Source organism: Streptomyces sp. NPDC031064, from assembly GCF_055570965.1.
In genome coordinates, this window is record NZ_JBVIGF010000005.1 from 526,904 (window position 1) to 553,291 (window position 26,388).

Below are 26,388 nucleotides of genomic sequence, written 5' to 3' on the forward strand. Positions count from 1 at the left end.
TCCGAGACCCGTCAAGATCATGACGGGTCCCGGAAAGCCCGGCGGGCGGGGCGTCGCCCCGGGGAACGTCACGCGCGGCGGCGGGCCGCCTCGTACAGCACCACACCTGCCGCGACGCCCGCGTTGAGGGACTCGGCGCCGCCCGGCATGGGGATGCGGACGAGGTGGTCGCACGTCTCACCGACCAGGCGGGACAGGCCCTTGCCCTCGCTGCCGACGACGATGACGACGGGGCCGCCGAGCGCCTCCAGCTCGCCGACCTCCATGTCGCCGTCCGCGGCCAGGCCGACGACGGTGATGCCGGCCTTCTGGTACGCCTCCAGGGCGCGGGTGAGGTTGGTGGCGCGGGCGACCGGGGTGCGGGCGGCGGTGCCCGCGGCGGTCTTCCAGGCGCCGGCGGTCATACCGGCGGCACGGCGCTCGGGCACGACCACGCCGTGGCCGCCGAAGGCGGAGACGGAGCGGACGACGGCGCCCAGGTTGCGCGGGTCGGTGACGCCGTCGAGGGCGACGATCAGCGGGTCCTCGCCGTCGTCGAAGGCGGCCGCGGCCAGGTCCTCGGGGTGGGCGTACTCGTACGGCGGGACCTGGAGGACGAGGCCCTGGTGGTTGAGGCCGTTGGTCATCCGGTCGAGCTCGGCGCGCGGGGCCTCCATGAGGTTGATGCCGCCGCGGTCGGCCGCGAGCTTGAGCGCGTCGCGCACCCGCTCGTCGTTGTCGATGAACTGCTGGACGTACAGCGTCGTCGCCGGTACGCCGTCACGCAGCGCCTCGAAGACGGGGTTGCGGCCGACGACCATCTCGGACAGGCCCTTGCCGCCGCGCCGGGCGACCTGGCGGCGGTGCGCCTGCTTGGCCTTGGCGTTGGCGACGCGGTTCTTCACATGGCCCTTGCGGGCGGACGCGGGCGGCGTGGGGCCCTTGCCTTCCAGGCCCCGGCGCCGCTGGCCACCGCTGCCGACCGTCGCGCCCTTCTTGTTGGACGTGCGGCGGTTCCTGCGCTGGCTGTTCCCGGCCATGACTTACCTGCTCTGTCGATGCGTGTCGTGCGTACGTATATATGAAGTGTGCCAGCGTGGTGCTCAGCGCGCGCCGAGCGTCCACCGGGGCCCGTCGGGGCTGTCCTCGATGACGAGCCCGGACTGGCCCAACTGGTCGCGGATGGCGTCCGCCGTCGCCCAGTCCTTGCGCGCCCGCGCCGCCTCGCGCTGGTCCAGGACCATGCGGACGAGCGAGTCCACGACGCCGTGGAGGTCCTCGCCGCGGTCGGCCTCGCCCGCCCAGTGCGGGTCGAGCGGGTCCAGGCCGAGGACGCCGAGCATGGCGCGGACCTCGGCGAGGCGCGCGACGGCGGCTTCCTTGTCGTCGGCGGCCAGCGCGCTGTTGCCCTGCCGGACGGTGGTGTGGATGATCGCCAGCGCCTGCGGGACGCCCATGTCGTCGTCCATGGCCTCGGCGAAGGCGAGCGGGACCTCGGCGGCCGGCTCGACGACGCCCGCCTTCTCGACGACCCGCTGGACGAACCCCTCGATGCGGGCGAACGCCGACTCGGCCTCGCGCAGGGCCTCCTCGCTGTACTCGATCATCGACCGGTAGTGCGGGGTGCCCAGGTAGTAGCGCAGCACGATCGGGCGCCACTGCTTGACCATCTCGGAGACCAGCACCGAGTTGCCGAGCGACTTGGACATCTTCTCGCCGCTCATGGTGACCCAGGCGTTGTGCACCCAGTAGCGGGCGAAGTCGTCGCCGTACGCCTTGGCCTGGGCGATCTCGTTCTCGTGGTGCGGGAAGACCAGGTCCAGGCCGCCGCCGTGGATGTCGAAGGCGGAGCCCAGGTACTTGTGCGCCATGGCCGAGCACTCCAGGTGCCAGCCGGGGCGGCCGCGGCCCCACGGCGTCTCCCAGTCGGGCTCGCCGGGCTTGGTGGCCTTCCACATGGCGAAGTCACGCGGGTCGCGCTTGCCGGTGATGCCCTCCTCGGCGGGCTGCCGCAGGTCGTCGATGTCCTGGTTGGAGAGGGCGAGGTACTCCGGGAAGGAGCGCACGTCGAAGTAGACGCTGCCGTCCGCCACGTACCCGTGGCCGCGCTCGATGAGGCCGCGCATCATCTCGATCATCTCGGGGACGTGACCCGTGGCGCGGGGCTCGTAGGTGGGCGGGAGGCAGCCCAGCGCCTCGTACCCGTCGTTGAACGCGCGCTCGTTCTCGTACCCGATCGACCACCAGGGGCGGCCCTGGTCGGCGGACTTGGCGATGATCTTGTCGTCGATGTCCGTGACGTTGCGGACGAACGTCACGTCGTAGCCGCGGTAGGCGAACCAGCGGCGCATGATGTCGAAGTTCAGCCCCGACCGGATGTGCCCGATGTGCGGGGCGGCCTGCACGGTGGCGCCACACAGGTAGATCGAGACACAGCCCGGCGTGATCGGGGTGAAGTCGCGGATCTGCCGGGCGCTGGTGTCGTACAGACGAATAGTCACCACTCCAGGGTAGTGGGCCGGTGCCAGTGCCCCGCGCGCCTGTGGAAAACCCGCGCCGTCAGACCGTGCGCACGAGCAGCGCGGTGGCGATGGCGGCGAGGCCCTCGGCCCGGCCGGTGAGCCCGAGGCCGTCCGTCGTCGTGCCCGACACCGACACCGGTGCGCCGGCCGCCGCGCCCAGCGCCTTCTGGGCCTCCTCGCGCCGCTTGCCGATCTTCGGGCGTACGCCGATGACCTGGACGGCGATGTTGCCGATCTCGAAGCCCTCGGCGCGCACGATCCGCGCGGCCTCGGCGAGCAGGGTCACACCGGACGCGCCGGACCACTCGGGGCGCGAGGTCCCGAAGTGGGCGCCGAGGTCGCCGATGCCGGCGGCGGAGAACAGCGCGTCACAGGCGGCGTGGGCGGCGACGTCACCGTCGGAGTGCCCGGCGAGCCCGTACTCCTCGCCCTCCCAGAGCAGGCCCGCGCACCACAGCTCGCGGCCCTTCTCGAAGGCGTGGACGTCGGTGCCGATGCCGACGCTCGGCAGGCTAGAAGCCATCGTTGGCCCTCCTCCGGGCGAGGACGGCCTCGGCGAGTACGAGGTCGAGCGGGCGGGTCACCTTGAACGCCTCCTCGTGGCCGGGCACCACCACGACCGGCTCGCCGAGCTGCTCGACCATGCTCGCGTCGTCGGTCACGTTGTCGGTGACGGTGCGGTGCGCGCGGACGAGCGTGGCGCGGGCGAAGCCCTGCGGGGTCTGTACGGCGCGGAGGGTGGCGCGGTCGGGCGTGGCGAGGACCGGTTCGGGCTCGCCCTTCTCGCGCGGCTCGACCTGCTTGACGGTGTCGGCGAGCGGCACGGCGGGTACGACGGCGACGGCGCCGTCGCGGACGGCCTCGATGACCGCGTCGACGGTGTCGACGGGGACGAGCGGGCGGGCCGCGTCGTGCACGAGGACGGTGGCGATGTCGTCGGGCAGCGCGTCCAGGCCGAGGCGGACCGACTCCTGGCGGGTCTCGCCGCCGGGCACCACGAGGTAGTCCGTGCGCTCGGGCAGGGCGTGCGCGTCGAGGAGGTGCTTGACCTCGGACGCGCCGTCCGGCGGGGCGACGACCACGACGAGCGAGACCGCGCGGGAGGCCGCCATGGCGCGGACCGCGTGGATCAGCATGGGCGTGCCGTTCAGGGCGCGGAGCGCCTTGGGGGCGCCCGGGCCGAGCCGTACGCCCCGGCCGGCCGCGGGGATCACCGCGGCGGTGCGGGCAGGGGGTGCTGCGTCAGACATCGGTTGCACTCCGGCAGGTTTGTTGACTCGGCCGATATGGGTATGGCCTCAGCGGGGCGGGCGCAACGCCTTGACCGGACCCTTCCGTGACCACTGGTTGAGCGAGCTGCGCGAGCTGCCCGGGCAGAGCGAGAGCGTGCTGGATGAAGCGTGCTGGAGCCGGACATGCCGCAGCGCCCGGCGACGAAGCTGTCTGTCACAGCATGTCAGCGGGCACCGCGGCATCGCTTCACATCAGCTACGCGCTCTGTGTGAGACGCGTCGTGCGACACGTCAGGACGCGAGGACCTCGTCGAGCAGGGCCTCGGCCTTGTCTTCGTTGGTGTTCTCCGCGAGGGCGAGCTCGCTCACCAGGATCTGGCGCGCCTTGGCGAGCATGCGCTTCTCACCGGCGGACAGACCGCGCTCACGCTCGCGGCGCCACAGGTCACGCACCACTTCGGCGACCTTGATGACGTCGCCGGAGGCGAGCTTCTCGAGATTTGCCTTGTAGCGACGGGACCAGTTCGTCGGCTCCTCGGCGTACGGTGCGCGCAGCACCTCGAAGACCCGGTCCAGTCCGTCCTGACCGACCACATCGCGCACGCCGACGAACTCCGCATTGTCCGCTGGCACACGAACCGTCAAGTCGCCCTGGGCGACCTTGAGCACCAAGTAGGTCTTGTCCACGCCTTTGATCTGGCGAGTTTCGATGGCCTCGATCAGCGCGGCCCCGTGATGGGGATAGACCACGGTGTCGCCAACCTTGAACGTCATGTGACAGGTACCCCTTCCGTGGCTATCCAGGGTAACACGGATACGGCTTCTTCTGAATGGCGTTTTCGCAGGTCAGGGCATATCTCGGGGCTTGACAACAGCAACAGGAACGTGCTGCGGAGGGGTTCCGGAAGGGGGTATTCGCAGGTCGGAGCGGCTGCGCGGGCGGCCTGAAACCGGCACGTCACACCCCTCCACGGGCGGTCCGAAGGGCCCGATCGTCCCGATTTGCCGGGTTCCAGGAGGTGAACTTCCCGTACTCCGTTCGGCGGCCGCTCACTCGTACGGACGGCGATGCCGGACGATTGTCGAAATTGACCGAGTGCGGGTCGCGCGTTGATCGCGGAGCTTGGCGAAGCGTGATCGAGCGGCGCATTTCACGAGGAATGCGGGACCGCCCCGGAATTGATCAAGAGCGGTTATGTGAACGCGGAACGAAGCACACGGGAGCGGCCGGCGTACGGGCGGCGCCCCCGGACCCCGACACGGGAGTGGGGCGGGTCGGGTGCGGGGCGGGGTGGAGGGGTCGGTAACCTGAGCGCGCCGACTGATCCCCGGGCCCGATCCCGGGGTCGGGCGGACAGCCAGTACCACCACACCGTGCCCGTCCCTCCGTCCGTACGTCCTAGGAGTTGCCGCCGCCGTGAGCCGCAGCCTTCGACGCGGCGCCCTCGCCGCCACCGCCATCGTGATCTCGATCGCCTCGCTCTCCGCCTGCGGTGCGGGCAACGACGCGCAGACGCTCGGCGTCAAGCCGGACAACGCCGCCACCTCCGTCGGCACCGTCAAGATCCAGAACGCGATGGTGATCACGCAGCCGAAGCTCGACGCCGAGGGCCCCGCCGTCGTCTCGGCGATGATCTTCAACAACGGCTCCAAGGCGGAGACCCTGGAGGCCATCGAGCTGCCCGGCAGCAACGCCGAGGTCAAGCTCACCGCCGCGAGCGGCTCGGGCCCGATCACCGTCCCGGCGGGCGGTTCGGTCCTCATCGGCGGCAAGGGCAACGCCTCCGCGGTGATCGAGAAGGGCCGCGAGGCCGCGCAGGACGGCAACGCGCAGGAGGTCGTCTTCAAGCTCAGCGAGACCGGCGACGTCGAGCTCAAGGCGTTCGTCATCCCGGCGACCAGCTACTTCGCGGGCTACGGCCCGGCGGAGGTCCCGCAGAAGCCGGCGGAGCAGTCCCCGACGTCCGTCCCGCCCGCCCCGCCGTCGGGCGCCCCCACCGACGCCGCCACCGTCTCGCCGACCGCCACCCCCGGCGCCCCGGCGGGCGGCGACGAGGCGTCGTCGGCCACCCCGTCGGACTCCGCCTCGGCGTCGCACGGCGCAGGTCACTGAGGCACACGTACGCGGAAGGGGCGCCCCACCAGTGGTGGGGCGCCCCTCGTGCTGTCCGCCGGGCCACGGCCGGGCGCCGGCCTACGGCTCGGACGTGACCGCCCCTTCCGCGCCCCTCGCACCGCTACGCGGGCTTGCACCGATACGCGGGCTTGCACCGCCGCGCGGGCTTGGGAGCGCCGCGCGGGCTTGGGAGCGCCGCGCCGGACGCCGTCCGGCGGCAGGGGCTGGCCTACGGCTCGAACTTGTAGCCCAGGCCCCGGACCGTGACCAGGTAGCGGGGGGCGCCGGGGTCGGGTTCGATCTTGGCGCGGAGGCGCTTGACGTGGACGTCGAGGGTCTTGGTGTCGCCGACGTAGTCCGCGCCCCACACCCGGTCGATGAGCTGCATCCGGGTCAGCACCCGGCCCGCGTTGCGCAGCAGCATCTCCAGCAGGTCGAACTCCTTCAGCGGCAGGTCGACCTTGCCGCCCGCGACCGTGACGACGTGGCGGTCCACGTCCATCCGGACCGGCCCGGCCTCCAGGGCCGCCGGGGCGACCTCCTCCGGCTCGCCGCGGCGGCGGAGGACGGCCCGGATGCGGGCGACCAGCTCACGGGAGGAGAAGGGCTTCGTGACGTAGTCGTCGGCTCCTATCTCCAGTCCGACGACCTTGTCGATCTCGCTGTCCTTGGCGGTCACCATGATCACCGGAACGTTCGACCGGCCGCGGAGCTGGCGGCAGACCTCGGTGCCGGGCAGGCCGGGCAGCATGAGGTCGAGCAGGACGAGGTCGGCGCCGTTGCGCTCGAACTCATCCAGCCCCTCGGGCCCGGTCGTCGCGACGGCGACCTCGAAGCCTTCCTTGCGGAGCATGTAGGACAGGGCGTCGCTGAAGGATTCCTCATCCTCGACGACGAGCACTCGGGTCACGGAAGGACCTCCGGGGCTGTGAGCGGTTCGGTGGTGGTGTGGTCGTGGTGGGACCGCGAAGAGCGGTCCCGTCCGGCGCCGGCCTCGGGGAGGCGGAGGGTGAACGTGGAGCCCTGACCCTCGGTGCTCCACACCGTGACCTCCCCGCCGTGCGAGGCGGCCACGTGCTTGACGATCGCGAGGCCCAGTCCCGTACCGCCGGTGGCGCGGGAGCGGGCGGGGTCGACGCGGTAGAAGCGCTCGAAGATGCGCTCCTTGTCCTTGTCGGGGATGCCTATGCCCTGGTCGGTGACGGCGATCTCTATCTGGTCGCCCCCGGGCGCGGTGACCCGGCGGGCGGCGATGCCGACGCGGGTGTGGGCCGGGGAGTAGTTGACGGCGTTCTCGACGAGGTTGCCGAGGGCGGCGGCGAGCTGGCCGCGGTGACCCCAGACGTGCAGGTCGGCGGTGCCGCCGGCGGCCATGGTGATCTGCTTGGTGGAGGCGGTGTGCCGGGAGCGGTCGATGGCCTCGGCGACGAGCTCGTCGACCCGGACGGGCTCGGCGTCCTCCAGCGGGTCGTCGTTCTGGACGCGGGAGAGGTCGATGAGCTCCTGGACGAGGTTGGTGAGCCGGGTCGCCTCTATCTGCATGCGCCCGGCGAAGCGCATGACCGCCTCGGGGTCGTCGGAGGCGTCCATGACGGCCTCGGAGAGCAGGGACAGGGCGCCGACGGGGGTCTTCAGCTCGTGGCTGACGTTGGCGACGAAGTCGCGGCGTACGGCTTCGATGCGGCGGGCCTCGGTGAGGTCCTCGACCAGGAGCAGGACGAGGCGGGAGCCGAGGGGGGCGACGCGGGCGGAGACGGCGAGGGCCTCGCCGCGCCCGGTGCCGCGCCGGGGGAGGTCCAGCTCGACCTGCCGTATCTCGCCGTCGCGGCGGGTGTCGCGGGCCATGTGGAGCATGGGCTCGACGGCGAGTTTGCCGCCCCGGACGAGCCCGAGCGCGTACGCCGCCGAGCTGGCCTTGACGACGGAGTCGCTCTCGTCGAGGACGACGGCGGAGGAGCGCAGTACGGACAGGACCGTGTCCACACCGGGCGGCAGTACGGCGTCCGTGTGGAGGGAGGTCCGGGTGGGTCTCGCCTGGTCGCGCTCGCTCCAGCGGAACGCCAGCATGGCGATCACGCCGGTGCACGCGCCGGCGATCGCGGCCAATGCGGCGACCGCCGCGTTCACGTCCATGCATCCAGGTTATGCGGGCGCTCGGACACTCTCCCAGCCATCAGGGGGCGTGCTCGAACAGTCGTCGCTCAGAGTTCACCGAGGGGAAAGTGACGGTTCACTTGTGAGGGAGGCCCCGGACTTTTTGGACTCGGACCGTGGGAGCGTAGGGGTCCGAGCCCACCCGGACCCCTGAGGTTCGCACTGAGAGAGGGACATCCATGCGGGACGCGTACCACGAGGAACTGGACTCGATCGGCGAGGGTCTGGTCGAGATGGCCCGGCTGGTCGGCTCGGCCGTCGGGCGCGCCACGACGGCGATGCTCGACGCGGATCTGAAGCTGGCGGAGGCCGTGATCGCGGCCGACCAGAAGGTCGACGACCTTCAGCACGACCTGGAGGCCCGGGCGATAGCCCTGCTGGCGCGCCAGCAGCCCGTGGCGACGGATCTGCGGATCGTGGTGACCTCGCTGCGGATGAGCGCGGACCTGGAGCGCTCCGGGGACCTTGCCCAGCACGTCGCCAAGCTGGCGCGGCTGCGCTTCCCGGACGCGGCGGTGCCGCAGGACCTGCACGCCACGATCCTGGAGATGGGCCAGCTCGCGCAGCGCCTGATGGCGAAGGCAGCGGAGGTCATCATCACCAAGGACGTCGACCTCGCGCTCCAGCTCGAGCACGACGACGACGAGATGGACCGGCTGCACCGGACGCTCTTCCAGCACCTGATGGACGACCGCTGGAAGCACGGCATCGAGACCGCGGTCGACGTCACCCTGCTGGGCCGCTACTACGAGCGCTTCGCCGACCACGCGGTGTCGGTCGCCAAGCGCGTGGTCTACCTGGTGACCGGCGAGCACGCCGACGAGCTCCAGCAGACGGAGGCCCCGGTCGAGGGCACGTAACGGCACGCACCGGGCGGCCGCGCCCGGGTCGCGGACGGTCGCCGAAGGCGACACCCGGCCCGAAGCCCGCAAAGCAGCGCGAGGGACGCCGGAAGAAGGGGTCGCCGACGAGCTCCAGCAGACGGAGGCCCCGGTCGAGGGCGCGTAACGGCACGCACCGGGCGGCCGCGCCCGGGTCGCGGACGGTCGCCGAAGGCGACACGCGGCCCGAAGCCTGCGAAGCAGCGCGAGGGACGCCGGAAGAAGGGGTCGCGCAAGGGCGCGCATCGGGCGGCCGCACACCTGTGCGCCGTTGATGCGCCCTGTCGGCTGGGCATGCAATGGGGAGAGGCGACGTACGCCTTGGAACGTACGCCTTCGAGGAGGGACCCATGGCAGATACGCCCATGACCGACCCCGAGCTGGAAGTGCCCGTCGAAGTGCTCCGCCTGCCCGTGCTGGGCGCCTGTGGCTGTGGCTCGGGCTGCGGCTGCGGCTGCCAGTCGGGCGCGCCGTGCCAGTGCGGCGGCTGCTGCGGCTGACCCGCCGGGCGTGCACGTGAAGGGCCCCGTCCACCACGTGGACGGGGCCCTTGCCGTGTGCGGTTACTTCTTGCCCTGGTTCTTGACCGCCTCGATGGCCGCCTTGGCCGCCTCGGGGTCCAGGTACGTGCCGCCCGGCTTGAGCGGCTTGAAGTCGGCGTCGAGCTCGTAGACCAGCGGGATGCCCGTCGGGATGTTGAGGCCCGCGATGTCGGCGTCGGAGATGCCGTCCAGGTGCTTGACCAGGGCGCGCAGGCTGTTGCCGTGGGCGGCGATCAGGACCGTGCGGCCGGCGAGGAGGTCCGGGACGATGCCGTCGTACCAGTACGGCAGCATGCGGACGACGACGTCCTTGAGGCACTCGGTGCGGGGGCGCAGCTCCGGCGGGATGGTGGCGTAGCGCGCGTCGCCGGCCTGGGAGAACTCGTTGTCGTCGGCGAGGACCGGCGGCGGGGTGTCGTAGGAGCGGCGCCACAGCATGAACTGCTCCTCGCCGAACTCGGCGAGCGTCTGCGCCTTGTCCTTGCCCTGGAGCGCGCCGTAGTGCCGCTCGTTCAGGCGCCAGGAGCGGTGGACCGGGATCCAGTGGCGGTCGGCGGCCTCCAGGGCGAGCTGCGCGGTGCGGATGGCGCGCTTCTGGAGGGAGGTGTGCAGCACGTCGGGGAGCAGACCGGCGTCCTTGAGCAGCTCACCGCCGCGGACAGCCTCCTTCTCGCCCTTCTCGGTGAGGTTGACGTCCACCCAGCCGGTGAACAGGTTCTTCGCGTTCCATTCGCTCTCGCCGTGGCGGAGGAGGATCAGCTTGTACGGTGCGTCGGCCATGCGTACGAGATTAATGGACGCCGATGACACTTGACGGCTCCCGTCAATTGAGTGGCCCCCGACAACCGGCAGCCCGTAATTTGCGATCACCGGGTCAGCCGCTTACGGGGGGTTACGCATGTCCATCACCACGCTCAAACGGGCGGCCAGAGAGAGCGTCGCGGGCCTGCCGCGCGCGTTCTGGTGGCTGTGGGCCAGCACCCTGATCAACCGGCTCGGCGCCTTCGTGGCGACGTTCATGGCCCTGTACCTGACCCTGGAGCGCGGCTATTCGGCCTCGTACGCCGGGCTGGTCGCCTCCCTGCACGGGCTCGGCGGCGTCATCTCGTCGGTCGCCGGCGGTGTGATGACCGACCGGCTCGGCCGCCGTCCCACGCTGCTGATCGCCCAGGTGTCGACGGCCGTCTCGGTCGCCGTCCTCGGCTTCATGCAGCACCCGGTCGCGATCGCCGCCGTCGCGTTCGTCGTCGGCGCGGCGTCGAACGCCTCGCGGCCCGCCGTGCAGGCGATGATGGCGGACATCGTCCGGCCCGAGGACCGCATGCGGGCGTTCTCGCTCAACTACTGGGCGATCAACCTGGGCTTCGCCATCTCGGCCGCCGGTGCCGGGTTCATCGCGGAGTACAGCTACCTCGCGGGTTTCCTCGGCGAGGCCGTCCTCACCCTGACCTGCGCGGTCCTGATCTTCGTCAAGCTGCCCGAGTCCCGCCCCTCCCAGGCCCCCTCGGCCGCCGGGAAGGCCGTGGAGCCGGAGGTCGGGATGGGGACGGTCCTGCGGGACGGGCGGTTCATGGGTGTGGTGGGCCTGTCCTTCCTCATCTCGCTGATCTTCCAGCAGGGGTACGTGGGGCTGCCGGTCGCCATGGGCGCGGACGGGTTCGGCGCGGCGGACTTCGGGCTGGCGATGGCGGTGAACGGCGTCCTCATCGTCGCGCTCCAGATCCCGGTCACCCGGTACATCGAGCACCGCGACCCGCGCCGGCTGCTGATCGCCTCGTCGCTGCTGGCGGGGTACGGCTTCGGGCTCACCGCCTTCGCCGGGTCGGTCGGCGTCTACGCGCTGACCGTCTGCGTCTGGACGCTCGCCGAGATCGTGAACGCCCCGACGCAGACGGGCCTGGTGGTGCGGCTCTCCCCGGTCCACGGGCGTGGCCGCTACCAGGGCGTGTACACGATGTCGTGGTCGGTCGCCGCGCTGATCGCGCCGCTGATGTCCGGCTGGATGATCGACCGGTTCGGCGCGGAGTGGCTGTGGGGCGCGTGCGCGGTCCTCGGGACGGTGGCCGGGCTCGGCTACTGGCTGCTGATGCGGAACCTGCCGGAGGAGGACGCCCCCGAGGCGGGGGCCGCGACGCCGCCCCGGGAGCGGGAGGCGGTCACCGCCTGAGGAGGGCGCGCTGGGCCTCGTAGAGATTCTGGGGGCGTACGGACACGGGGGTGCCGTACGCCTCCAGACGTGTGTGGAGCGGGCCGGCGAAGTCCGGGACGTCGATCTGGTCGAACTCCCGCACCTCGCTGATCCCGACGGTCGCGCTGTACGGGGCGATGCCGTCGAGCCGGACCAGCCCGGCGCGCCGGTTGGTGACGGTGACGTTCCAGTGGGTGAACCGGGCCCCGTACAGCGGTCCCGCCGAGGCGTCTCCGCCGTGCCGCCCGTCGTTGTGGACCCGTATCTGCGTCCTCACGTTCGCGAACGGCATCCCCCGGTGGGTGTCGAACGTGCCCGTCTCCATCTCCCCGCGTGACCAGACGTTGTGGCTGGACAGTCCCTCCACGTTGATGCCGTGGAGCTGGGTGCCGGGCGGTGCGGGGGTGGTGCGCCGCTCGACGGTGAAGTCCTCGACGAGGTTGTCGTGCGAGCCCTCGCGGCAGAAGTACGGGTGGTGCGTCCCCCGTCCGGCGACCCTCGTGCGGCGCAGGGTGCACGCCGACGCGGCGACCAGCCCGAAGCCGTTGTCGACGTGGCGGACGGTGACGTCGTCGGCCCAGCAGTCGTAGGCGCACTGGAAGGTGACGCCGTTGAACCCCTTGTCGAGCAGGTGCGGTTGCTGTGGCGCCTCGACGGCCTCCAGGGTGAGCCCCTCGACCCCGGAGTCGGTGAGCGCGGCCACGTGCGTGGTCAGCCGTGGGTCCCACTCGGGCCGTACGTCGAGGGGCAGCGGCCGTTCCAGTGTGACGGTCCGTCCCCGTACGCCCAGGACGCGCACGGGCCACTCGTACGGGACGTAGCTGAGGAGCTTGGTCTTGTCGTCCCAGGCGTACGCGGCGGGGCCGGGGCCGTCGCCGGCCATGTGCCGAAGCAGGGTGTGGGCGTGGTCGTCGGCGAGCCGCAGCAGAACGAGGTCGCCCGCCGCGAGGGCTGACGGGTCGTCGACCGTCACGGACCGGTCGCCCCGGCGCGCGGGCCGCACGGTGGTGAGCGTGCGCCACTGGTCGCGCCGGTTGCCGGTCCAGCCCTCGAAGGGCCACGCCTTGGCCTTGATCGCGGTGGTGAGGTCCTCGTAACGGCCCTCCGGGCACAGCCAGATGAGCCCGCCCGCCCAGGACCAGGACGACTTGTCGCCGCCGTAACGTGACCCGTACGGCCCGATCAGTTCGGTCAGGTGCCTCGTGGCGACGAGCTTCGTACGCCCGCTGCCCGCGCCCTTGAGGGTGACGCGGCTGTGGCCGATGCGGATGACGTCGTCGACGCGGTACGTGCCGGGCGGGACGAGGACGGTGCCGCCGCCGCGCGCGCTGGCCTCCCCGAGGGCCCGGTTGATGGCGGGCGCGGCGTCCTCCGTGCCGTCCGGCCTGGCCCCGTACGCCACGACGTCGGCCACCACGGGACGGCGCGGGAACCCCACGGCCCCCGCACGGCGGCCCGCGCGGGCGACGTACGGGATCTGCGGGTGGGTGTACGGCGCCGCCGTGAACTCCCGCCACAGCGCGGCGGTTCGCCGCTCGCGCGCGGCGGCGTCCGGGGCGGTGGCCGCCGCGGCGACGGCGACGGCGCCGCCGAGCAGGGTGCGTCTGGTCAGCATGGCCCACCTTTCCACGTACGTGAACGGTGTTCATGTGCGGGGTTGCGGTGAGCATGCCATGGGGTACGGGCGCGTGGAAGGGGTCGTGCGGGCGGGGTTGTTACGTCGCGCAGACGGACGACGGCCGGGGCGGGGCCGTGCAGGGTCGCCACGGGCCGGCCCGACCCGGCCGGGTCGGTCAGTTAGCCGGACGGGTCAGGTGGGTGAACGCTTCCAGGTTGCGCGTGGACTCGCCGCGGGCGACGCGCCACGCGTACTCCTTGCGGATCGCCGTCGCGAAGCCCAGCTCCAGCAGCGTGTTGAAGGCCCCGTCCGCCGCCTCCAGGACCGAGCCGAGCACACGGTCCAGCTCCTCCGGGGTGACCGCGGACAGCGGCAGCTTGCCGGTCAGGTAGATGTCACCAAGGCTGTCGACCGCGTACGCCACGCCGTACAGCCGCAGGTTCCGCTCCAGCAGCCAGCGGTGGACACCGGGCTCGTTCTCGTCGGGGTGCCGGATCACGAACGCGTTCAGGGACAGCGAATGGCGGCCCAGGCGCAGCGACAGCGTGGTGGACAGCTTGCGCGTACCGGGAAGTGTGACGACGTACGAGCCGGGCTCCGGGGACTCCCAGGTCAGCTCGGCGTCGTTCAGCGCGGACTCGATGATCTTCCGGGCGTCAGCCATGACGCGAGCGTACGCCACGGCGGTGTTCCTGCATGGCCGCGGTGTACACGTCCGCCGTCCCCGCCGCCGCGGTGTCCCAGCCGAACGACCCGGCGTGCCGCGCCGCCGCCGCGCCGAGGCGGCCGGTCAGCGACGGGTCGACGACGAACCGGCGCAGTGCGGCCGCGTAGTCCGCCGGGTCGTGCCCCTCCACCAGGAAGCCGGTCGAGCCGTCGCGCACCGCGACCGGCAGCCCGCCCACCGCCGCGGCGACGACCGGCGTACCGGCCGCCTGCGCCTCGATGGCGACGAGCCCGAACGACTCGCTGTAGGAGGGCATGACCAGCACGGACGCCGCCCGGAACCAGTCGGCGAGCGCGTCCTGCCGCACCGGCGGGTGGAAGCGCACGACATCGGCGATGCCCAGCCGCGCGGCGAGCTTCTGGAGCCCCTCGGGCTTGGCGAGGCCGCTGCCGCTGGGCCCGCCGACGACGGGCACGAGCATCCGGGACCGCAGCGACGGGTCCTGCTCCAGCAGCAGGGCCGCCGCCCGCAGCAGGATGTCGGGGGCCTTCAGGGGCTGTATGCGTCCCGCGAAGACCGGGATGAACGCGTCGGCCGGCAGCCCGAGCCGGGCGCGGGCGGCGGCCCGCCCGTCCGCCGGCCGGAACCGGTCGAGGTTCACCCCCGGGTGCACGACCGCGACCTTCGACGGTTCGGCCTCGTAGAAGCGGACGAGTTCGTCGGCCTCCTCCGAGGTGTTGGCGATCAGCCGGTCCGCCGCCCGCACGATCTGCGTCTCGCCGATGACCCGCGCGGCCGGCTCGGGGGTGTCGCCCTCCGCGAGCGCCGCGTTCTTGACCTTGGCCATGGTGTGCATGGCGTGGACCAGCGGGACGCCCCACCGCTCGGCGGCGAGCCAGCCGACGTGGCCGGAGAGCCAGTAGTGGGAGTGGACCAGGTCGTAGTGGCCGGGCCGGTGCCCGGCCCAGGTCCGCATGACGCCGTGCGTGAAGGCGCAGAGCTGGGCGGGCAGCTCCTCCTTGGCGAGCCCTTCGTACGGTCCGGCGTCCACGTGGCGTACGAGGACGCCCGGCGCCAGCTCCACGGCCGGGGGCAGCCCGCCTGCGGTGGCCCGCGTGAATATCTCGACCTCGATGTTGATCGCGGCGAGGCGCTTGGCCAGCTCGACGATGTAGACGTTCATGCCGCCCGCGTCGCCCGTGCCGGGCTGGTGCAGCGGGGAGGTGTGGACGCTGAGCATGGCGACCCGGCGCGGCACCCGCGCCCGCCCGGGCAGCCGGAGCCGGTGCGGCGCGCCGAGCCTGTGCGGCGGCGCCAGGGTGCCGGCGAACCGGGACACATACTGGCTCACGTCGGCGTCCTTCCGCTGTGCGGGCATGGCAAGCGGAGGACACGCGCGCGCCTGTGCGTACGGCCCTCCTCCCAAGCGACAACAGCGGCCCGGCCCGCCGCATTTCCGCTTTGCCAATTCATTACGCGTACGGGGACACGTCCGCGCAGCCCTTACCCTCGTCCCCATGGCCCCGCGCACCACCCGCCCGACCGGGACCCGCCCCGTCGGCACACCGACCCGCGGGACCACCAACCCCAACCGCCTGCGCCGCATGGACCGCTGGATCGCCGCCGTCCACGGCGCGGCGCTGCGCCGCAGCGAGCGGCCGCCCGTGGCCGTGGACCTGGGGTACGGGGCCGCTCCCTGGACCGCCGTCGAGCTGCTGCACCGGCTGCGGGGCGACGCCGACCCCCGCACCCACGTCGTGGGCGTCGAGATCGAACCGGCCCGGGTGGCGGCCGCGCAGCCCTACGCGCGCGACGGGCTGACGTTCGTCCACGGCGGCTTCGAGGTCCCGGTGGACGGCGCCCCGGCGCTGATCCGGGCGGCGAACGTGCTGCGCCAGTACGACGAGGACGAGGTCGCGGCGGTGTGGGCGCGGCTGTGCGCGCGGCTCGCGCCCGGCGGGCTGCTGGTGGAGGGCACGTGTGACGAGATCGGGCGGCGCCACGTGTGGGTGGCGCTGGGTCCGGACGGTCCGCGCACGGTGACGTTCGCCACCCGGCTGGGCTCGCTGGACCGCCCCTCCGACCTGGCGGAGCGGCTGCCGAAGGCACTGATCCACCGGAACGTACCGGGCGAGCCGGTGCACGCGTTCCTGCGGGACTTCGACCGGGCGTGGGCGGCGGCGGCGCCGTACGCCTCGCTGGGCGCCCGGCAGCGGTGGATCAGGACGGCGCGCGACCTGGCGGCCGACTGGCCGCTGGTGGACGCCCGGCGCCGGTGGCGGCAGGGCGAGGTGACGGTGCGCTGGTCGGCGCTGGCGCCGGGCTCGTACTGAACGGCCCGCTCCCGCACGGAACGCACGCGGACGATCTTTCGTCCCACACGGGTGGATACGACTCTGTCGTTTTCGCCACCGTCATGGCACCATCTCGATCGGCGCCAGAAGTTACTGACGGTAAATCAGATGGGGAGATGGGGGAACCGTGAACCGACGCCGCTGTGCCACCGCCGCGATCACCGTGGTCTGCGCTCTGACCGTGCTGGCGTCACCGGTCCAGGCGGCGTACGCGGCACCCACCCCGCCCCCGCCCGTCACCGCACCCCCCGCCCCGGGACTCGCGCCCGGACCCGCGTCCGGCAAGAGCCTGGAGGAGGTGCGCCGGGAGATCGACGCCCTCTACCGCCAGGCCGCCTCCGCCACCGACGCGTACAACCTCGCCGACGAGCGGGCGAAGAAGCAGTCGGCCGAGATCGTGAAGCTCGCGCGGTCGATCGTGGCCGGCCAGGCCCGGATCGCGGACCTGAAGAACCGGGCCGGTGCGGCCGCCCGCGCGCAGTACCGCAACGGCGGCATACCCGACGAGGCGCAGCTCGTCCTCACCGACGACCCGCAGGCCTTCCTCAGCGGCGTCGGCCGCCTCCACCAGGGCCAGAAGGCCACCAAGGACCTGCTCGCCGAACTGAACCAGCGCCAGGCCGAGTTGGAGGCGTACACCAAGGACGCCAGCGCCCACTGGACGCAGTTGGAGGCGAACCGGGTCCAGCAGGCCCGGACGAAGAAGCAGATCGAGGCCAAGATCGCGGCCGCGAAGCGACTGGAGTCGCAACTGGAGGCCGAGGAGCGCGAGCGGCTGCTGCAACTGGAGCGGGACGAGCAGGACAAGGCACAGACGGCCTGGCTCGGCTCCGGCGTGCTGAAGGAGATCGGCGGCAGCGCGAGCCCGCAGGGCAAGAAGGCGATCGAGTTCGCCACGGCCCAGCTCGGCAAGCCGTACGTGTGGGGCGCGGAGGGCCCGGGGTCGTACGACTGCTCGGGGCTGACGTCCCAGGCGTGGGCCGCGGCCGGCACGGGCATCCCGCGCACCTCGCAGGAGCAGTGGCGGCTGCTGCCCCGGATCGACGTCAAGGACATGCGGCCCGGCGACCTGATCATCTACCACGCGGACGCCAGCCACGTCGGCCTCTACATCGGGGACGGGGCGATCATCCACGCGCCCCGGCCGGGACGGAACGTGACGGTTGCGGGCGCCGGCTCGATGGCGATCCTCGGAGTCGTACGCCCGGACAAGTGAGGCGCACGTCACGCTGCCGGATACGTCCCGGGATGTGACCGGGCCAACACGGGGTGCGTGACGTTCGTCATGACCCGGTGCCCAACTACCTCCCGCTGCGCGGCATATGCCATCGGCTCTTCGTCGATCTCCATTCCGTTCGGCCACCGCGGACCGCTATGGTCCCCGTCGGTGGTGTGTCGACCGACGTGCCACCGTGCCCTCGGGGGGAGGGAAGGAAACCGAACCGATGCCCGTACCCGTACCGCGACAGAGGGTGAGCACTCCGAGCACGCCGACCCAGGCCGCCGTCGCCCAGGCCGCCGCCGTCGGCACGGACCTCACCCTCCTCGTGATCGAGGACGACCCGGCGGGCACCTTCACCGTTCCGGAGCTGGTCGACGCGTCCGGCGGCCGGGTCCGCATCCGTACCGCTCGCAACCTCACCGAGGCCGAGCGGCTGCTCACCGACGACGTCCACTGCGTGCTCGTCGACCTCGCGCTGCCCGCCGGCAAGCCGGGTGACGACGACCGGCTGGCGCCGCTGCGCCATGTGCTGCGCATCGCGCCGCGCCACGCCGTCCTGGCGCTGACCGCTTCGGGCGACGCCGAGCTGGCGGCCGCGGCGGTGAGCGCCGGGGCGCAGGACCACCTGTGCCGCGAGGAACTGGACGGACCGCTGCTCAGCCGCGCCATCCGGTACGCCGTGGAGCGCAAGCGGGCCGACTCGGTCCAGGTGAAGCTGGCCGAGTCGCGGCTGCGGGCCCAGGAGAACGCCCGCCTGGAGCGGGGCCTGCTACCCACGCCGCTGCTCCAGGGCTCCGACCTGCGCTTCGCCGCCCGCTACCGGCCGGGGCGCTCGCGCGCGCTGCTGGGCGGCGACTTCTACGACACCGTGCGGACGCCGGACGGGACCGTCCACGCCATGATCGGTGACGTCTGCGGGCACGGGCCGGACGAGGCGGCGCTCGGCGTGGAGCTGCGCATCGCGTGGCGGGCGCTGACGCTGGCGGGGCTGTGCGGTGACGAACTGCTCTCGACGCTCCAGCAGGTGCTGGAGCACGAGCGGGACAACGAGGAGATCTTCGCGACCCTGTGCACGGTCGACATCGCGCCGGACGGGCGCCGGGCCGGGCTGTGCCTGGCGGGCCACCCCTCGCCCCTGATAGCCCGGCACGGCCGGGCCGCGCAGCTCCTGCCGTACGAGGACGGCGGCCCCGCCCTGGGGCTGCTGCCGCGCGCCCGCTGGCCGCGCCGCCAGGTGGAGCTGGGCGGTTCGTGGAGCCTGATGATGTACACCGACGGCCTGATCGAGGGGCGCTCGGCGGGGCCGGGTTCGCCGAGGCTGGGCCAGGACGGCATGGTCGAGATGATCAACCGCCAGCTCGCGTCGGGCCTGGGCGGCGAGGAGCTGCTGGAGGCCGCGGTGGCGGAGGTGCGTGAGCTGAACGGCGGGGAGCTGACGGACGACGTGGCCGTGCTGCTGCTCGCGCGTGAGCGCACGGCCGCCGAGAGCGCCGGGGGCGCGGCCGGCGAGGGGGCGGCGCCCGGCCGCCGCCGCAAGCCGCGCCGCCGCTAGCGTCCGCCGTTGTAGGGGCCGTACGGTCCGTCGCTGCTGGACCCGCCGCGCCGGCCGCCCCGCCCGCCGCCGGACACCTGCTGGAGGGCCGGCCGGACGTCGACCATGAAGACGATCGAGGCGACGAGACCGGCGATCTGCAGGAACAGCATCGGCACGAGCAGGTTCACCGCGACCGTGACGCCCAGGATGATCAGCCAGAACATCTTGGTCTGCTTGTCGGCGGCGCGGTAGGCGTCCTCGCGTGCCGTCGCCGCGATGAACAGGGCGACCACGGCGATCAGGAGCATCGCGAGGTTGAGCAGAAAGAGGAACGTGCTGAATCCTGCGAGCAACATGCTGAGCACCGCCTAGTCAGTGAGTGAAGCGCCTCGCGGCCAAGGTACCCGTACAACGCCCCGGCACCCCTGAACGTGCCCGTCCACTGCACGGCCCCGTCTCCACTGAACGTGCCCGTCCACTGAACGTGCCCGTCCACCGAACGTGCCCGTCCACGCCGGACCGGGCGGCCGTGGACGGGCACGTTCCGCCCCGAGGCGGGTGTGCGCGCTACTTGTCCGACGCCGTCGTCTTCTTCGCCGCCGCCTTGCGCGGAGCCGGGGCCTTCTTCGCCGGGGCGGCCTTCTTGGCGGCGGGCGCGGTCTTCGGCTCCGGGTCGGGCTCGACGGCCACGGCGATCTCGGTGATCTCCTCGGCGGCCTCGCCGCGCCACTGCTTCACGGCCTGCTCACCGTGCTCGGCGACCTTCTCGTACGTCTCGCGCGCCTTGACCGCGTACTCGGCCGCCACGCCGACGCTCCGCAGCGCGAAGTGCTGCGCGTTCTCGCCCAGCTTCTTCAGGTCCGTGTCCAGGGAGCCGAGCACCTCGGTGACCTTGGCCTGCACGGTGGCCTGGGCCTCCTTGGCCTGGGCGCTCACCTTCTCCTGCACGGCCTTGGGGTCGGTGTTGCGCACCGCGTCGATGCGCGCGGGCGCCTCCGCGGCGATCTGCTCGATCAGGCCGGGCACCTTCTTGGCCTGCTGCACGGCGAGGTCGGCCGTACCGGCGGCGAAGTAGAGGGGCGTGCGGAGTTCTTCGATGATGGCCACGACTGTGGTCCTCCCGGATCGCAGAGTCAGAGTTCGGGTGAGGTGCCGTCCTCGGTGGTGTGATCGGCACCCTTCGTCTCCGTATCGAGTCCGTTCTCCTTGCGGAACGAGTCGTAGATCTGGAGCAGCACCTGCTTCTGCCGCTCGTTGATCGACGGGTCCGCGAGGATGACGGCACGCGTCTCCAGCTCCTCGCGCTCCCGCTCGTCCAGGATCCCGGCCCGCACGTACAGCGTCTCGGCGGAGATCCGCAGCGCCTTGGCGACCTGCTGGAGCACCTCCGCGCTCGGCTTGCGCAGCCCGCGCTCGATCTGGCTCAGATACGGATTGGACACCCCGGCGGCTTCGGCGAGCTGACGCAGCGAGAGCTGCGCACTGCGCCGCTGCTCGCGCAGGTACTCGCCGAGATTGCCGACGTTGAGTGATGCCATGCCCCGATGGTGCACCCACTTGCTAACTTTTGCAAGCAGGCGCTTGCAAAAGTGTTCCCATCACCCTCGCCGCCGCCATCACCGCCCCCCTGCCGCCGGTCAGGCGTCGACGGGGTACCAGGCGGGCCGGCCTCCGTTCGCGGGGGCGGCCGGGCGGACGCGACCGAAGACCACGTCGGCGAAGTGGATGCCGAAGCCGATCGTGCCGGGCTGCTGGAGTTCGGCGACGAGCCGGTGGCGGAAGTCGGCCGACTGGCCGGAGTCGTGGTCGGGGGCCGCGGACCACTCCGGGTGGGCGACCTGGATGGGCGAGTGGAGGGCGTCGCCGAAGGCGATCAGCCGCCGCCCGCCCGCCGTGATGACGTAGGCGGCATGCCCGGGGGTGTGGCCGGGGACGAACCGCACCCGTACCCCGGGGAAGACCTCCTGGCCGTCGGTCACCGTCCGCACCCTGGGCGCCAGTTCGGCGAGGGTCTCCTTGCTGGTGCCGTGGGCCTCCAGCAGGTGGCGCCGGGTCCACTCGGGCTCGGCCACCAGGTAGTCGGCCCGGGCGAAGGCGGGGCGGTCACTGCCGGGGGCCGGGTGCCAGGCCCAGCCGATGTGGTCGATGTGCAGGTGGGTGAAGGCGACCGCCTCGATGTCCTCCGGGCGGCGGCCGAGGAGCGCCAGGTTGTCCAGCAGGGCCCCGCCGTGGATGGCGCCGTGCGCGTTGCCGGGCTCGGCCGGGAACGACTGGGGCCCGAAGCCGGCGTCGATCAGCAGGGCCCGGTCGCCGTGCTCGACCAGCAGGCCGCCGATGCCCGCCACGAGGTGGCCGGAGTCGTCGAGGTACTCGGGATGGGCCTCCCACACGGCGTCGGTGGTGGCCGGGAGCCAGCCGCGCGGCGTCAACTGCACCGCCCCGTCCGGCACGTACGTCACTTTCGTCTCACCGAGCCGCAGCGATCGCATGACCGACGGACGGCGCAGTCGTTCTTCGTGGTTCAGCGTGGTGTGGATGCTCATGGCGATCACCATATGCATCAAGCTTGAATCATTCAAGCTCGGAATATCAGAGCTAGTAATATCCGAGCTCGTAATATTCAGGCTGAATGGGGTTGCTTGGTACGCTGGCCACCATGACGCACCAGGAAGCACAGGCCGTCGCCGAGCGCGAGCTGTGCGGCCTGGTCAACGGGATGGCCCACCAGATCGCGGAACACGTACGCGAGCGCGCCGCCAGACTGGGCCTCACCGCCCCGCAGGCCACCGCGCTGCGCGAGCTGACCGGGCCGATGACCATGCGCGAGCTCGCCGACCGCATGAGCTGCGAGCCCTCGAACGCCACGTTCGTCGTCGACAAGCTGGAGAAGCAGGGCCTGATCGAGCGCCGCCCGCACCCCACCGACCGGCGCGCCAAGCAGCTCGTCCTCACCACCGAGGGCGCGGCGCTGCGGAGCCGGCTGCTGGAACTGCTGACCGAGGACTCCCCCCTCGCGGGCCTCACCCAGGAGCAGCAGCGCACCCTGCACGACCTGCTCCAGCGGGCGATCACGCACTGAGCCGAGCAATGTCTCGTTTCGGATAATCCGTCACAGACCGAATGGCTACGCTGGGGGCATGACCGCCATGTCACCCACCCGCACCGAGCCCGACCTGTCGTTCCTCCTCGACCACACCAGCCACGTCCTGCGCACCCGGATGTCGGCCGCCCTCGCGGAGATCGGACTCACGGCGCGCATGCACTGCGTCCTCGTCCACGCCCTGGAGGAGGAGCGCACCCAGATCCAGCTCGCCGAGATCGGCGACATGGACAAGACCACGATGGTCGTCACGGTCGACGCACTGGAGGAGGCCGGGCTCGCCGAGCGCCGCCCCTCCAGCACCGACCGGCGCGCCCGGATCATCGCCGTCACCGAGGAGGGCGCCCGGGTCGCGCGGCGGAGCCAGGAGATCGTCGACCGCGTACACGCGGAGGCGCTGGCAGCCCTCCCCAAGGGTGACCGCGAGGCCCTCCTGCGGGCACTGAAGCGCCTGGTGGAGGGGCATCTGGCGACCCCCGTCGAGGGCCCCAGGCCGGCCCGGCGCGCCCGCCAGCGGGAGAAGTAACACCCACCGCAGGCACCCACCGCCACACCGACAGCACGCACCCACAATCCCCAAAAGAATCCGCAATAGATCGTCTGCAACAGAACTATCTGCTACGGTCTCTCCTGTCGCGCAGCCTCGCGTCCCACGACAGGAGAGACCGCCATGTCCTTCGTCCCGAGCACCGTCGCTCCACGCACCCTCGCCCTCGGCGTCATCGCCACCGGAATGCTGATGACCGTCCTCGACGGCAGCATCGTGACCGTCGCCCTGCCGGCCATCCAGAACGACCTCGGCTTCTCCCCCGCCGCCCTGAGCTGGGTGGTCAACGCCTACCTGATCGCCTTCGGCAGCCTGCTGCTGCTCGCCGGCCGGCTCGGCGACCTGATCGGCCGCAAGCGGATGTTCCTCGCGGGTACCGGTGTGTTCACCGCCGCCTCGCTGCTGGCCGGGGTGGCGGGCTCGCCCGCCGTGCTGATCGCCGCCCGCTTCCTCCAGGGCGCCGGCAGCGCGATGGCCTCCGCCGTGAGCCTCGGCATCCTCGTCACGCTGTTCACCGAGCCGCGCGAACGGGCCAGGGCCATCGCCGTGTTCAGCTTCACCGGCGCGGCCGGGGCCTCCCTCGGCCAGGTGCTCGGCGGCGTCCTGACCGACGCCCTGGACTGGCACTGGATCTTCTTCATCAACCTGCCGATCGGCGTCGCCGCCCTCGCCGTCGCGGTTCCCGTCCTCCCCGCCGACCGAGGCCGGGGACTGGCCGCCGGGGCCGACGTCCTCGGTGCCGCCCTGGTCACCGGCGGGCTGATGCTCGGCATCTACACCGTCGTCAAGGTCGAGGCGTACGGCTGGACCTCCGCGCACACGCTGGGCCTCGGCGCCCTCGCCCTGGGACTCCTCGCCGCCTTCGTCATACGCCAGGCCACCGCCGCCACCCCGCTCATGCCGCTGCGCGTCCTCCGCTCCCGCAGCGTCGCCGGGGCCAACCTGGTCCAGGTCCTCATGGTGGCCGCGCTGTTCTCGTTCCAGGTGCTCGTCGCGCTCTACCTCCAGAAGGTCCTCGGCTACGGCGCCGCCGCCACCGGCCTCGCGATGCTGCCGGCCGCCGCCGTGATCGGCGCGGTGTCGCTGGGCGTCTCCGCCCGCCTCATCGGCCGCTTCGGTGAACGCAACGTCCTGCTGACCGGGCTGGTCCTGCTGATCGGCGTCCTCGGACTGCTCACCCGTGTCCCCGTCCAGGCGAACTACGTCGTCGACCTGCTGCCCGTGATGCTGCTCGCCGCCGGATTCGGACTGGCCCTGCCCGCCCTCACCACGCTCGGCATGTCGGACGCGGGTGAGGACGACGCGGGGCTCGCGTCCGGACTGTTCAACACCACCCAGCAGATCGGCATGGCGCTGGGCGTCGCCGTCCTGTCCACCCTGGCCGCCTCCCGCACGGAGAGCCTCCTCGCCGGCGGCAGCGGGCAGGCCGAGGCGCTGACCGGCGGCTACCGCCTGGCCTTCGCCGTCGGTACGGGGCTCCTCGTCGCCGCCCTCGCCATCGCGTCCACCGTGCTGCGCCGCACCCGGCGACCGGGCCGGCCGCACGAGGCCGGCCACACGCCGGCGGAGGCGGTCAGCCGTCCCGCAGCGGTGTAGGCAGCGGCCGGGCGTGCAGGACGTCGAGGCGGGAGACCGCGCGGGTGAGGACCACGTACAGGCGGTTCAGGCCGCGCGGTTCGGCCGCCACGATGTCGGCGGGTTCGGCCACCACGACGTGGTCGTACTCCAGGCCCTTGGCCAGCGTGGCGGGCAGCACCGTCACCCGCGGCCCGGCCAGCCCCGCCGCCTCCAGCGCGGCCCGCAGCCCCCCGGCCGCCTCCTCCGTGGCGATCACGCCGATGGAGCCCTCGCGGGTCAGCGCCGCCCGTACCGCGCCGGCCACCGCCTCCCGCACGTCCCGTACCGCACGGACCGTCACCTCGCCGTCCCGGCGCAGTGACCTTCCGGGCGGTACGTCCACGTCCAGTGCGGCCAGCAGCCTGTTGGCCAGCGCGACGACCCCGGCCGGGGCCCGGAACCCGGTCGTCAGGGCGACCACGGGGACCGACGCGCGGCCCAGGTGGGCGAGGTGCTCCGCCCAGTCGCGGGCGGCCCACGGGGTGGTGCCCTGCGCGAGGTCGCCGAGCACGGTCAAGGACCCGAAGTCCGCGCGCCGGGCGATGGCGCGGCACTGCATCGGGGAGAGGTCCTGCGCCTCGTCGACCACGATGTGCCCGTAGCCCGAGGGGCGTTCGACGAGCCCGGCGAGCTCGTCGAGCAGCACCAGGTCGGCCGCGCTCCACCGGGCGGTCCGGTACGAACGCGGCGGCTTCGCCCACCGGATCGCCGCACGCTCTTCGGCGCTGAGCGCCGGGTCGCGCGGATCGGCCAGCACCTCGGCGAGGACCTCCTCCGGCGTGACCCTGGGCCAGCAGGCGTCCAGGAACGCCGTCACCGCCCGCGCCCGCCCGATCCGCTGCGTCCACGCCCCGCTCCTGGGCCCCGCCCGCCGCTCCGCCTGGAGCTGGACCGCGCGCACCACCCGGCTGCGCAGCCGCTCGCGCCCCACCGCGTAGGGCGGTGCCTCCGCCCGCACGTCCGCGACGATCTCCGCCAGCTCGTCCAGCCCCACCCGCCACCGGTAGGAGCCGTCGGGCACGGCCAGCGGCTGCGTGGGGGCGCCGACCCGGGCGTACAGGGCGCGGTGCAGGACGCCGGCCATGCGGGCGTCGTGCTTGACGGCCTCGGCCTCGGGCGAGTCCACCGCACGCACCTGGTGGCCCCGGTCGACCTCGTCCTCGATCGTGGCCTGCCGGACGTCCGACTCGCCCAGCGCGGGCAGGACTTCGGCGATGTACGACAGGAACGTGCGGTTCGGCCCGAGGATCAGCAGCCCGCCGCGCCGGATGCGCTGCGGGTGGGTGTAGAGCAGGTACGCGGCCCGGTGCAGGCCCACGGCGGTCTTGCCGGTGCCGGGGGCGCCCTGGACGCAGAGGGATTCGGTGAGCCCGGCGCGGACGAGGTCGTCCTGCTCGGGCTGGATGGTGGCCGCGATGTCCCGCATGGGTCCGACGCGGGGGCGTTCGATCTCGCCGGTGAGGATCGCGCCGGGGCCCGCGTCACCCGCGGTCAGGTGCTCGTCCTCCAGCCCCGTCAGGTCCGCCGAGTCGCCGTCGCTGAACGGCGCCCAGCCGAACCGCCGCCGCACCAGCACGCCTTGCGGGTCACGGGTGCTCGCCTGGTAGAAGGGGCGTGCGACGGGGGCGCGCCAGTCGATGACCAGCGGCGGGGCCGCCGGGTGTTCGCCGATGCGGCGGCGGCCGATGTGGTGGCGCCGGCCGTCCTCGTGGTCGAGGCGGCCGAAGAAGAGCGGGCCGCGCGGCTCCTCGCGCAGTTCCTTGGCCCGGCTGCGCAAGTGGTAGCCGAGGGCTTCGGCGTCGGCGCCCGACGCGGAGACGTCCTCGCCGGTGACGACGTGGTGGGCGGCGCCGTCGACCATGCGGTCCAGGGCCGCGCGGCAGGCGTCGTGGTGGGTCCGTTCCTTGCTCAGTTCATGGTCGAGTGACGTCATTCCGCCAAGAATAACGTAACCGAGTAACGTTTTTTACTTGACCTCAAGATGAACCACGGGTTACACGCACCGTAAGAGGACATGTACAGGCCGGAAACGATGAGGGCCTCGTTGACACTCTCCGTGTTCGGAAGCTAACTTCTCGGCGTCGTCGCCACACCAGGAGCACGAGGCTCCATTGG

General features: G+C 72.4%; 26 protein-coding genes. 10 read left to right on the plus strand and 16 right to left on the minus strand.

The features are described from left to right. Positions 1-68: 68 nt before the first annotated feature. The 5 genes from rlmB to ACZ46W_RS21275 all read right to left on the minus strand — a co-directional run bounded on the left by rlmB (position 69) and on the right by ACZ46W_RS21275 (position 4,507). Positions 69-1,019 carry a 23S rRNA (guanosine(2251)-2'-O)-methyltransferase RlmB gene (gene rlmB / locus ACZ46W_RS21255; protein WP_366128987.1) on the minus strand — a complete coding sequence of 317 codons (951 nt, stop codon included), beginning with the start codon at positions 1,017-1,019 and terminating at the stop codon, positions 69-71. Between the two features lie 63 nt (positions 1,020-1,082). After that, complete coding sequence (cysS, locus tag ACZ46W_RS21260) at positions 1,083-2,480, minus strand: cysteine--tRNA ligase (RefSeq protein ID WP_468339676.1); 1,398 nt, start codon at positions 2,478-2,480, stop codon at positions 1,083-1,085. 58 nt (positions 2,481-2,538) lie between these two features. Continuing rightward, the gene (gene ispF / locus ACZ46W_RS21265; RefSeq protein WP_468339678.1) at positions 2,539-3,024 is read right to left on the minus strand and encodes a 2-C-methyl-D-erythritol 2,4-cyclodiphosphate synthase; all 486 of its coding nucleotides are present in this window, start codon (positions 3,022-3,024) and stop codon (positions 2,539-2,541) included. Next, positions 3,014-3,751, minus strand: a complete 738-nt coding sequence (ispD, locus tag ACZ46W_RS21270; RefSeq protein WP_468339679.1) for a 2-C-methyl-D-erythritol 4-phosphate cytidylyltransferase — start codon at positions 3,749-3,751, stop codon at positions 3,014-3,016. The genes ispF and ispD overlap by 11 nt, the downstream gene beginning before the upstream one ends. Before the next feature lie 273 nt (positions 3,752-4,024). Beyond that, a complete protein-coding gene (locus ACZ46W_RS21275; RefSeq protein ID WP_003953493.1) occupies positions 4,025-4,507 on the minus strand; it encodes a CarD family transcriptional regulator in 483 nt (160 codons plus the stop codon). A gap of 643 nt (positions 4,508-5,150) precedes the next feature. Between ACZ46W_RS21275 and ACZ46W_RS21280 the strand changes: the two genes are divergently transcribed. Then, positions 5,151-5,846, plus strand: a complete 696-nt coding sequence (locus tag ACZ46W_RS21280; protein WP_468339680.1) for a DUF461 domain-containing protein — start codon at positions 5,151-5,153, stop codon at positions 5,844-5,846. Positions 5,847-6,078: 232 nt separating this feature from the next. Here the strand turns inward: ACZ46W_RS21280 and phoP are convergent, their stop codons facing one another. Beyond that, positions 6,079-6,759: a two-component system response regulator PhoP gene (gene phoP / locus ACZ46W_RS21285; RefSeq protein ID WP_064067557.1), complete on the minus strand. Its 681-nt coding sequence runs from the start codon at positions 6,757-6,759 to the stop codon at positions 6,079-6,081. Beyond that, on the minus strand, positions 6,756-7,982 hold the full coding sequence (gene phoR, locus ACZ46W_RS21290; protein ID WP_468339682.1) for a two-component system sensor histidine kinase PhoR: 1,227 nt from the start codon (positions 7,980-7,982) through the stop codon (positions 6,756-6,758). Before phoR ends, phoP begins: the two co-directional genes overlap by 4 nt. Positions 7,983-8,182: 200 nt before the next feature. On the opposite strand from phoR, the gene phoU reads away from it, so the two are divergent. Together phoU and ACZ46W_RS21300 are read left to right on the plus strand one after the other, a co-directional pair. Then, entirely contained in the window at positions 8,183-8,863 is a 681-nt protein-coding gene (gene phoU / locus ACZ46W_RS21295; RefSeq protein ID WP_468339684.1) for a phosphate signaling complex protein PhoU, read from the plus strand. Between the two features lie 371 nt (positions 8,864-9,234). Then, positions 9,235-9,384 carry a hypothetical protein gene (locus ACZ46W_RS21300; RefSeq protein ID WP_366128995.1) on the plus strand — a complete coding sequence of 50 codons (150 nt, stop codon included), beginning with the start codon at positions 9,235-9,237 and terminating at the stop codon, positions 9,382-9,384. A 63-nt stretch (positions 9,385-9,447) separates the two neighbouring features. Here ACZ46W_RS21300 and ACZ46W_RS21305 read toward each other — a convergent pair whose 3' ends face one another. Continuing rightward, entirely contained in the window at positions 9,448-10,206 is a 759-nt protein-coding gene (locus ACZ46W_RS21305; protein WP_468339686.1) for a phosphoglyceromutase, read from the minus strand. A gap of 118 nt (positions 10,207-10,324) precedes the next feature. Between ACZ46W_RS21305 and ACZ46W_RS21310 the strand changes: the two genes are divergently transcribed. Next, positions 10,325-11,593 carry an MDR family MFS transporter gene (locus ACZ46W_RS21310; protein ID WP_468339688.1) on the plus strand — a complete coding sequence of 423 codons (1,269 nt, stop codon included), beginning with the start codon at positions 10,325-10,327 and terminating at the stop codon, positions 11,591-11,593. Here ACZ46W_RS21310 and ACZ46W_RS21315 read toward each other — a convergent pair. The 3 genes from ACZ46W_RS21315 to mshA form a co-directional block, all read right to left on the minus strand. Beyond that, complete coding sequence (locus ACZ46W_RS21315; RefSeq protein WP_468339690.1) at positions 11,583-13,229, minus strand: glycosyl hydrolase family 28-related protein; 1,647 nt, start codon at positions 13,227-13,229, stop codon at positions 11,583-11,585. The two genes, ACZ46W_RS21310 and ACZ46W_RS21315, sit on opposite strands and share 11 nt — an antisense overlap. Positions 13,230-13,407: 178 nt before the next feature. Beyond that, positions 13,408-13,896: a type III secretion system chaperone family protein gene (locus tag ACZ46W_RS21320; protein ID WP_468339692.1), complete on the minus strand. Its 489-nt coding sequence runs from the start codon at positions 13,894-13,896 to the stop codon at positions 13,408-13,410. Then, positions 13,889-15,250: a D-inositol-3-phosphate glycosyltransferase gene (gene mshA, locus ACZ46W_RS21325; protein ID WP_468339694.1), complete on the minus strand. Its 1,362-nt coding sequence runs from the start codon at positions 15,248-15,250 to the stop codon at positions 13,889-13,891. Before mshA ends, ACZ46W_RS21320 begins: the two co-directional genes overlap by 8 nt. A 166-nt stretch (positions 15,251-15,416) precedes the next feature. Here mshA and ACZ46W_RS21330 point away from each other — a divergent pair, with 166 nt between their 5' ends. The 3 genes from ACZ46W_RS21330 (at position 15,417) to ACZ46W_RS21340 (ending at position 19,027) form a co-directional block, all read left to right on the plus strand. Continuing rightward, positions 15,417-16,232, plus strand: a complete 816-nt coding sequence (locus ACZ46W_RS21330; protein WP_468339696.1) for a class I SAM-dependent methyltransferase — start codon at positions 15,417-15,419, stop codon at positions 16,230-16,232. A gap of 148 nt (positions 16,233-16,380) precedes the next feature. Continuing rightward, positions 16,381-17,469, plus strand: coding sequence for a C40 family peptidase (locus ACZ46W_RS21335; protein ID WP_468339697.1), 1,089 nt, complete (start codon positions 16,381-16,383; stop codon positions 17,467-17,469). Positions 17,470-17,698: 229 nt separating this feature from the next. Further along, positions 17,699-19,027: a PP2C family protein-serine/threonine phosphatase gene (locus ACZ46W_RS21340; RefSeq protein WP_468339699.1), complete on the plus strand. Its 1,329-nt coding sequence runs from the start codon at positions 17,699-17,701 to the stop codon at positions 19,025-19,027. On the opposite strand, the gene ACZ46W_RS21345 is transcribed toward ACZ46W_RS21340, so the two are convergent. From ACZ46W_RS21345 to ACZ46W_RS21360, 4 genes are all read right to left on the minus strand, one after another. Then, a complete protein-coding gene (locus ACZ46W_RS21345; RefSeq protein ID WP_366129004.1) occupies positions 19,024-19,365 on the minus strand; it encodes a DUF2516 family protein in 342 nt (113 codons plus the stop codon). The genes ACZ46W_RS21340 and ACZ46W_RS21345 overlap by 4 nt on opposite strands. A 211-nt stretch (positions 19,366-19,576) precedes the next feature. Continuing rightward, positions 19,577-20,116, minus strand: coding sequence for a hypothetical protein (locus ACZ46W_RS21350; RefSeq protein ID WP_468339701.1), 540 nt, complete (start codon positions 20,114-20,116; stop codon positions 19,577-19,579). A 26-nt stretch (positions 20,117-20,142) separates the two neighbouring features. Beyond that, entirely contained in the window at positions 20,143-20,547 is a 405-nt protein-coding gene (locus ACZ46W_RS21355; RefSeq protein WP_468339703.1) for a helix-turn-helix domain-containing protein, read from the minus strand. 99 nt (positions 20,548-20,646) lie between these two features. Further along, on the minus strand, positions 20,647-21,552 hold the full coding sequence (locus tag ACZ46W_RS21360; RefSeq protein WP_468339705.1) for an MBL fold metallo-hydrolase: 906 nt from the start codon (positions 21,550-21,552) through the stop codon (positions 20,647-20,649). Between the two features lie 113 nt (positions 21,553-21,665). Here ACZ46W_RS21360 and ACZ46W_RS21365 point away from each other — a divergent pair, with 113 nt between their 5' ends. The 3 genes from ACZ46W_RS21365 to ACZ46W_RS21375 all read left to right on the plus strand — a co-directional run bounded on the left by ACZ46W_RS21365 (position 21,666) and on the right by ACZ46W_RS21375 (position 24,252). After that, complete coding sequence (locus ACZ46W_RS21365) at positions 21,666-22,088, plus strand: MarR family winged helix-turn-helix transcriptional regulator (protein ID WP_468339707.1); 423 nt, start codon at positions 21,666-21,668, stop codon at positions 22,086-22,088. Positions 22,089-22,146: 58 nt separating this feature from the next. Beyond that, positions 22,147-22,635, plus strand: coding sequence for a MarR family winged helix-turn-helix transcriptional regulator (locus ACZ46W_RS21370; RefSeq protein WP_468339709.1), 489 nt, complete (start codon positions 22,147-22,149; stop codon positions 22,633-22,635). Between the two features lie 144 nt (positions 22,636-22,779). Beyond that, positions 22,780-24,252, plus strand: a complete 1,473-nt coding sequence (locus tag ACZ46W_RS21375) for an MFS transporter (RefSeq protein ID WP_468339711.1) — start codon at positions 22,780-22,782, stop codon at positions 24,250-24,252. On the opposite strand, the gene ACZ46W_RS21380 is transcribed toward ACZ46W_RS21375, so the two are convergent. Beyond that, positions 24,230-26,206 (minus strand): HelD family protein, encoded by a 1,977-nt coding sequence (locus ACZ46W_RS21380; RefSeq protein WP_468339713.1) that lies wholly within the window; start codon positions 26,204-26,206, stop codon positions 24,230-24,232. The genes ACZ46W_RS21375 and ACZ46W_RS21380 overlap by 23 nt on opposite strands. Positions 26,207-26,388 lie beyond the last annotated feature (182 nt).